Raw genomic sequence first — 6907 nt, forward strand, 5'->3', positions numbered from 1 at the left:
CATTTATTTGCTACATAAAGAAAACCCCTTGAATATCAAGGGGTTTTTCCTATGATCCCGACTGGCCTCGAACCAGCGACCTCCACCCTGTCAAGGTGGCGCTCTCCCTGCTGAGCTACGGGATCCCAATTATAAATATTACGATCAGCAATGTGTTTTCATTACATTCGTGTAATCGAAGGATTTGTATAATTTATTGAATATTGTAACATTCGATGTATTCCTATAATAGCAACAAACTTTAATAGTGTAAAGATGTAATTTTCTGGATATTATCATTCCGATTTGTATATAAAAAATAAGCCCCGAAGAGCTTATTTCAATAATAATAATAATATCACTGCAATTATCAATGATATCATCAAAAATACAATCATAAATAATGGAGCTCGTTCATGAGCTATCGTCCTGTAACTGTCATTCCTGCTGTGTAAATTGTATCTACAGAACCGTCAGCACTTACAACTTCAACTTTATAGCGATATGTTCCATTGTCTGAAATGTTTTCGCCATATCCTGTGAAAGTAGAAATTTCATCATTACTTCCAGCTGGAACCCATTGATTTTGCCAATGGAAGAAAGTATCATATTCTCCCCAGTTATCGCCATATTTTTTCTCGATGCTGACATTGTAATGAATATCTTCAGCTCGTTCATTTGTAATTCTTGCAATTACGTTTTGACCAAAGCTATATTCTGTAGCGTGTACTTGAACTGTAACACCATCCAACGTTTCGCTAGGACCACAAATATAACGACAGAACTCGCTTGCTCCGTCAGCATGTGCCTTCGGTGTATCAATGTTCATAGCTGTTAAACCACCTAAAGCTAAAGCTCCTGTTAATAATACTTTACCAAATGTTTTCACTTGAAATTCCCCCTAAGTATATTCTCAATTCGTTCCATAGATATCACATTAAGTAGTTTTATAACATTAATCTAATCGAACGCTTTTTTCCTCGAGTGTATTCGCTATGAATCTTTCATCTTGTAGTAATCTAACCTCTACATAAAATTTCATAGTTTTGATTCCATATATGTATCATGATTTACATAGAACAAATCTGTTAATATGTTTTGGTTATTTGCTTATTCCACCACTCTTTATTACCTTTTATTGGTAAAACGTTGATTTTATTATATACCATTATTATCTATTTACAAGAAAAAATCATACTGTATGCAAAAATGCATAATAAAAAACACTACTTGTATTCTGTAATTCAGAATACAAGTAGTGTTGGGTTTCAATTAATATTTAATTGGAACTTAATGCTAACTTTTTATGTTTAACAGTATACAATATATCATCGTTAATTAAAGTCATAATTGATAAATCTTGTTCAGGGGACGCTCTTCCTGTTGAGCTATGGGATCTTTAAAAGGGAAAGTATAAGCGATTATGAGAGTAATGTATGAAGGGATAATGATGAGAAGCGAATTTAGTAGAAAGTAGTCTTTGGATGTAGAGGTTATATTATTTCCGATACCAATCGAAAGGACCTTCATCACTCAAATCAACAAGAAAAGGGAACAAGAAGTGTAAAGGTAAGCTTATAAGTTCTGGCATAGCGTTCACTGTTTTCTTTGATAGATATTGCCTCCCAAAACAATACGGACAATCTTTTTCAAATGTCATGAGTATCGACCATACATCTTTTACTTTCCATTTCGTTTTACAATACGTACAACGCGCCATTGAGTTCCTCCTCAGTTTAAGGTGTTTTCTAATAGATTCTACTTTATTGTACGAAAGTCATTTGAATTTGATGTGGTAAAATGCAAAACAAGCCTAACCCCGTTCTACATTCAGGAAGGGGCTAGGCTTGTTTTAATTTCGATCAAAGTCTCTTTGTATCAGGCTGTTTATACATTGCCTAGATAGCTTCGCGTTAAATTCGGGAGAATAATTTTTCCATTTTCACTGTATTTTTCGAATAGATCTGATAGGAGAAAAATAAAGTTTTTATACTGTTCGTCATTTTCTTTCGGAGCATAAGACGCTGATAAATTTCTTCCCAAAAACCTTTCATAATCAAAAAGTAAATCATTTTGATATTCTTTAAACTCATACTTTCCATCTTTAAAAAAGCTGTTAAATACTTCTGGATTTTCATCTATTCCACCGCTAAAGCCTTTAAAGTTTGGGCAGGTTTTCTGGCAAATTTCTGCATTCTCTTTAATAAGTGGACTAGTTAAATCTCTACTATTCCAAACAAGAGCAACATTTGCTTTTTGTTTTAAAATTCGTTGGCATTCGATTTTGAAAGCCTCTTTATTAAACCAATGAAATGCTTGGGCAACAGTTACTAAATCTACACTATTTTCTTTTAAAGTGGTATGTTCAGCAGTTGCTTTTATGGATTGAAAACGAGAATATAGTTTTAACGATTGCTCAGCGATCTTCCTCATATCATCATTTGGTTCAACTCCAATAACATGTAAACCACTTTCAAGCAGCTGGTGGCTAAATATCCCCGTACCTGAACCAATATCAGCCACAATCCGATTCCCTTTCAGTTGGTTAGCTGAAAGCAAGTAATCAATATATTCATTAGGATAACTAGGGCGATATTTTGCATATATATCGGCCCTGTCAGTAAAATTTTCTGTTGTTTTCACAGTACTACCTTCTTTCTTACGATATTATGTACAGAAATAGAAATTAAATATGAATTCCGGCATAAGTCTCTAAGTCTACAACTTAAGAGTCCAGCTAAATAGAAAGCCTCAGTTTCTTTATTCAAATATCCTTTATCCGTTTAGTATACTATTTTAGATAATATCTTCCAAAAGACTAGAATGGCTTACTCAATTATGTTTTAAAGTGTATATTTTTATGGATTTATTTAATAATTTATGAGCGATTGTATGTCGTATTACGTTTACGTAGGTAAGAGATTTTCATTTTTGCTATTTAAATTGGCCAATATATCCTTTTTACAATTTACTGAAAATCATGTATAACAGAGATACATGATTATTTTATCTCGCTATTTGCGGGCAGTAAGATCCCTTACCTCGAAATTCAGCAAAAGCAAAGAAGTTAGGTTGGAGTCGGGCTGCCCGTAAAAGTCCGATTAGTGAGGGTTGATGAAAGTTTCACTTTATAAATATTCAGAAGTAGAGGGAGAAAAGTTGTAATGGTAAGAAAAACGTTCAAGATGCGCGTGTCTAAAAATAGAACGATTTCGATTAATGGATCGATTCTTGATGTGGATGTTACACATGATGAATTTTTACAAGAGTTTGTTGAGTGGGTTGATTCTAAAGGTTGGTCGTTTATGGGGATAACGGATGAGATTACGCCCGAGGAAGCTAGTCAAAAGTTAATAGATTCGTTGATTGATGAGAAGGATAAGAAAGAGTAATTCCTTCTTATTTTTATTGTATATTTATGTTCTTCATCGTAAAAATATGATATAGTAAAAAATAGTGAAAATTCTTCCAGTTTAATACAAATTACATATGATTGGTAGATTTATTATTTTGTTAGGGGAGTAAATGGAAAAGGGAGAGTCATATGGTAAATTTTAAGAAAATTTTGGTTTTTATTACAGTTATTTGTTTGTTTTTGTTGACACCTATGACATTGCGTGCTGAGACGAATATTGGAGTAAATCCAGAACAAGTTGCACCACCACCTGTGGAAGGACCGAATGTTTTTAGTCAGTTTGCAACGACAATCGATGCGAAAACAGGAGATGTTTTGTATGACAAAAACGCATATCACCGTGCATTTCCTGCTAGTACGACGAAAGTGTTAACAGCGATTTTACTCATGGAGCATACGAAGCCAGAGGATCAATTTACATTTTCACAATTAGCGTTAGATCAAGAGAAGAGTAATTATCAAATTGAGTTTCAACCTGGAGAGACAATTAATAGAAATACTGCGCTTATGATTTTAATGGTGCTGAGTGCGAATGATGTGTCGTATGCGATTGCGGAGCGGATTGGCGGGAGTGTTGAGAATTTCGCCAATATGATGAATGAGAAAGCGAAGCAATTAGGGGCGAAAGATAGCCACTTTGTAACACCGAATGGATTGCATGATCCGAACCATTATACGACGCCGTATGATATGGCTATGATTACGAGAGGTGTGCAAAAATATCCTGAAATTTTACAAGCGATGAATACGAAACGAACGACAGTTACGACGTCTAGCCAGACGGTGTCTATTTTTAATAAATCTACTTATTTTGAAAATCCATATAGTATTGGTGGTAAGACGGGGTTTACGAATGAAGCGCGTAATACACTTGTTTTATTAAATGAGAAAGATGGAAATCGTATTATAAATGTAGTAATGGCTTCTCAAAGACCTGAAATTTATGAAGATTTGAAGCAAATGGCGGATTATTCTTTCGGTCAATTTACGAAGCAAACAGTGCTCGATAAACATAATTGGCATCAAAAAACAACATATTTAAATAAAGATGTTAGTTCTGAGTTGGAAAAAAGTGCAGAACTTATGCTTAAGAAAGATGAAGGGAAAAATGTGAAAACTATTTTCCGGGCAGCTTCATTAGATAAAGAATCTTTGTATCATAAAGGAATACATCGTGGTGAGGTAGTTGGTGCAGTTGATATTACGAAAAATAATCAAACAATTGCGACGGTAAATGTTCTTTCAACAGAAGATGTCACTTTTGCGATGCCTAAAAAAGATACAATTGCATCTGAAGAAAAAGAGTCAAATGTGAAAGTAATAAGTGTTGGGATAGGCGCAATTGTATTATTTGGAGCCATTTTATATGTAGTGCTACGCCGAAATACAAAAGGAATGAAAACAGAAGAAAAATAACGTAGTAGTAAAAAGACTGTGGAGAGATTTTGTCACAGTCTTTTTTTATACTAAAGAGACATTTAACTAATAATTGTAAATTTTCTTATTGCAATAACTTAAAGTTCGTTATATCATTTACTTGTGTTCTTGTTAAAGAACAAAATGAACATTGCATACTTCAAATAATATAAAACAACGGAGAGGGAGAGAGACGATGAAATTAATTTGGAAGGTAATTAGCAACGCAATCTCATTTGTTTTATTTGCATTGATGGTTTTTTTAGCTTTTGTAGTTATTTCTTCAAAAGCGAGCGGTGGTGATCCGACAGTGATGGGATACCAATTTAAGAGTGTTCTTTCAGGATCAATGGAGCCGACGTTTTTAACAGGATCAATCATTGCAATAGAACCAAACAAAGATGGTTCTAAATATCAAAAAGGTGATGTTATTACCTTTAAAGAGAAAGATCAAAAAATTATCACTCACCGTATTATCGGTGTGAAAGATACAAATGGAAAAGTAATGTATGAAACAAAAGGGGATAACAACAACGGACCAGATTTAGAGCCAGTACTTGCAGAAAATGTAGTTGGAAAGTATGCAGATATTACAGTTCCGTACGTTGGTTATTTACTGAATTATGCGAATTCAAAAGCGGGAGCAGCATTACTTCTTATTATTCCAGGAGTCTTTTTACTTGGTTATTCCGCGATTTCTATTTTTGGGGCTATTCGTAGCATTGACGGAGAAAAGAAAGATAAAAAAGTAGAACAATCCGTCTAGTTCGTTTGGTTATACTTTCCGTTTAGGAAGTTAACAAATATATATATTAAGGGGATATGGACATGACTTTAAAGAAAAAATTAGGAATGGGTATTACATCAGCAGTACTAGGAGCAGCGTTAGTTGGTGGAGGAACATTTGCGTTTTTCAGTGATAAAGAAGTGTCAAACAATACATTTGCGGCTGGGACACTGGATTTAGCATTAAATCCATCAACAGTTGTTAACGTATCGAATTTAAAACCTGGGGATACAATTGAAAAAGAATTTAAACTAGAAAATAAAGGCTCTTTAGATATTAAAAAGGTTCTACTGAAAACAGATTATAATGTAGAAGATGTAAAGAAAGATAATAAAGATGATTTTGGTAAACATATTAAAGTAACATTCTTAAAAAATGTAGATAAGCATGAGACAATTGTGAAACAAACTACTTTAGATAAATTAAAAGGTGACACACTTACAGCTGTAGATAATGATTTATCGGCTTGGTTCTGGGATGAAAAAGGTATTTCAGCAGGTAAATCTGATAAATTCAAAGTGAAATTTGAGTTCGTTGATAATGGAAAAGATCAAAATCAATTCCAAGGCGATAAGTTACAATTAAATTGGACGTTTGATGCACAACAAACAGCAGGTGAAGAAAGATAATAACAAAAAGGGCTATCACATGGATAGCCCTTTTTCTATTTTTCTAGTATTTGTCTATCAATTTTAATAGTTCTTTACTATAATATAGATAATGTTCTGTATAAAGAACGTAATGTTCGATGGGGGAGATTAAGATGCTGAAAAGACCGCGGAATTTTAAAAAGATGCTTATATTGCCGTGTATGTGTTCTATTACGTTTTATTTAGGATCTCAAATTATGACGCATACAGAAGCGGCGTTCATTCATGAAACGAAAGTGGAAGCGACGCTTTCTACAGCAATTATATTTCCGAAAACAGTTAATATGTTAAAAGAGCAATCTGAGAAACATAAACAGTTTATTGAGCGTGAGTATGGAACGATGAAGGGGAAATCGAAAGCAACTTCTATTGAAGAAATAAAACAGGCGATTTCTGTATGGCAACAAGGGCGTGAGAAAATTGTTGCTGAGAAGGAAGCTCTGCAAAATGTATATACTGAAATAGAGGCTCCTTACAATCAAATACAAGAAGAATTAAAGGTAAATAAAGATGAGTCGATGCAGCAAGTGTCCGTATATGTAAATGAAGGCTTTCGCAGTATCAAAGAGAAACGTGACTATATTGAGAAAGAAATTAGCTTGAAAGCTATTGATGAGCAAATTCAGGCTCTTCAGCAACAATTAAACGTTGCAATTGAAG

8 protein-coding genes and 1 tRNA gene are annotated in these 6907 nt (G+C 33.8%); 5 read left to right on the forward strand and 4 right to left on the reverse strand.

Features of this window, described 5'->3' with window-relative positions:
* Window positions 1-52: 52 nt before the first annotated feature.
* The 4 genes from MR170_RS13540 to MR170_RS13555 all read right to left on the reverse strand — a co-directional run bounded on the left by MR170_RS13540 (window position 53) and on the right by MR170_RS13555 (window position 2622).
* Window positions 53-125 (reverse strand) — tRNA-Val (locus tag MR170_RS13540).
* 275 nt (window positions 126-400) lie between these two features.
* On the reverse strand, window positions 401-868 hold the full coding sequence (locus tag MR170_RS13545) for a DUF5065 family protein (protein ID WP_242308448.1): 468 nt from the start codon (window positions 866-868) through the stop codon (window positions 401-403).
* A gap of 609 nt (window positions 869-1477) precedes the next feature.
* Window positions 1478-1699 (reverse strand): hypothetical protein, encoded by a 222-nt coding sequence (locus tag MR170_RS13550; RefSeq protein ID WP_242308449.1) that lies wholly within the window; start codon window positions 1697-1699, stop codon window positions 1478-1480.
* 167 nt (window positions 1700-1866) lie between these two features.
* Entirely contained in the window at window positions 1867-2622 is a 756-nt protein-coding gene (locus tag MR170_RS13555) for a class I SAM-dependent methyltransferase (protein ID WP_242308451.1), read from the reverse strand.
* 521 nt (window positions 2623-3143) lie between these two features.
* Between MR170_RS13555 and MR170_RS13560 the strand changes: the two genes are divergently transcribed.
* From MR170_RS13560 to MR170_RS13580, 5 genes are all read left to right on the forward strand, one after another.
* Complete coding sequence (locus MR170_RS13560; RefSeq protein ID WP_000251856.1) at window positions 3144-3371, forward strand: hypothetical protein; 228 nt, start codon at window positions 3144-3146, stop codon at window positions 3369-3371.
* Between the two features lie 152 nt (window positions 3372-3523).
* Window positions 3524-4810: a D-alanyl-D-alanine carboxypeptidase family protein gene (locus MR170_RS13565; RefSeq protein ID WP_043936739.1), complete on the forward strand. Its 1287-nt coding sequence runs from the start codon at window positions 3524-3526 to the stop codon at window positions 4808-4810.
* A 196-nt stretch (window positions 4811-5006) separates the two neighbouring features.
* A complete protein-coding gene (gene sipW, locus MR170_RS13570; RefSeq protein WP_000767802.1) occupies window positions 5007-5576 on the forward strand; it encodes a signal peptidase I SipW in 570 nt (189 codons plus the stop codon).
* Between the two features lie 62 nt (window positions 5577-5638).
* Window positions 5639-6226, forward strand: a complete 588-nt coding sequence (locus tag MR170_RS13575) for a CalY family protein (RefSeq protein WP_000172852.1) — start codon at window positions 5639-5641, stop codon at window positions 6224-6226.
* 119 nt (window positions 6227-6345) lie between these two features.
* Window positions 6346-6907 (forward strand): DUF4047 domain-containing protein (locus tag MR170_RS13580; protein WP_242308453.1); only part of this gene is annotated, 562 nt, incomplete at its 3' end.

This window comes from Bacillus cereus group sp. BfR-BA-01524 (assembly GCF_022662595.1).
Classification (GTDB): Bacteria; Bacillota; Bacilli; order Bacillales; family Bacillaceae_G; genus Bacillus_A; species Bacillus_A thuringiensis_S.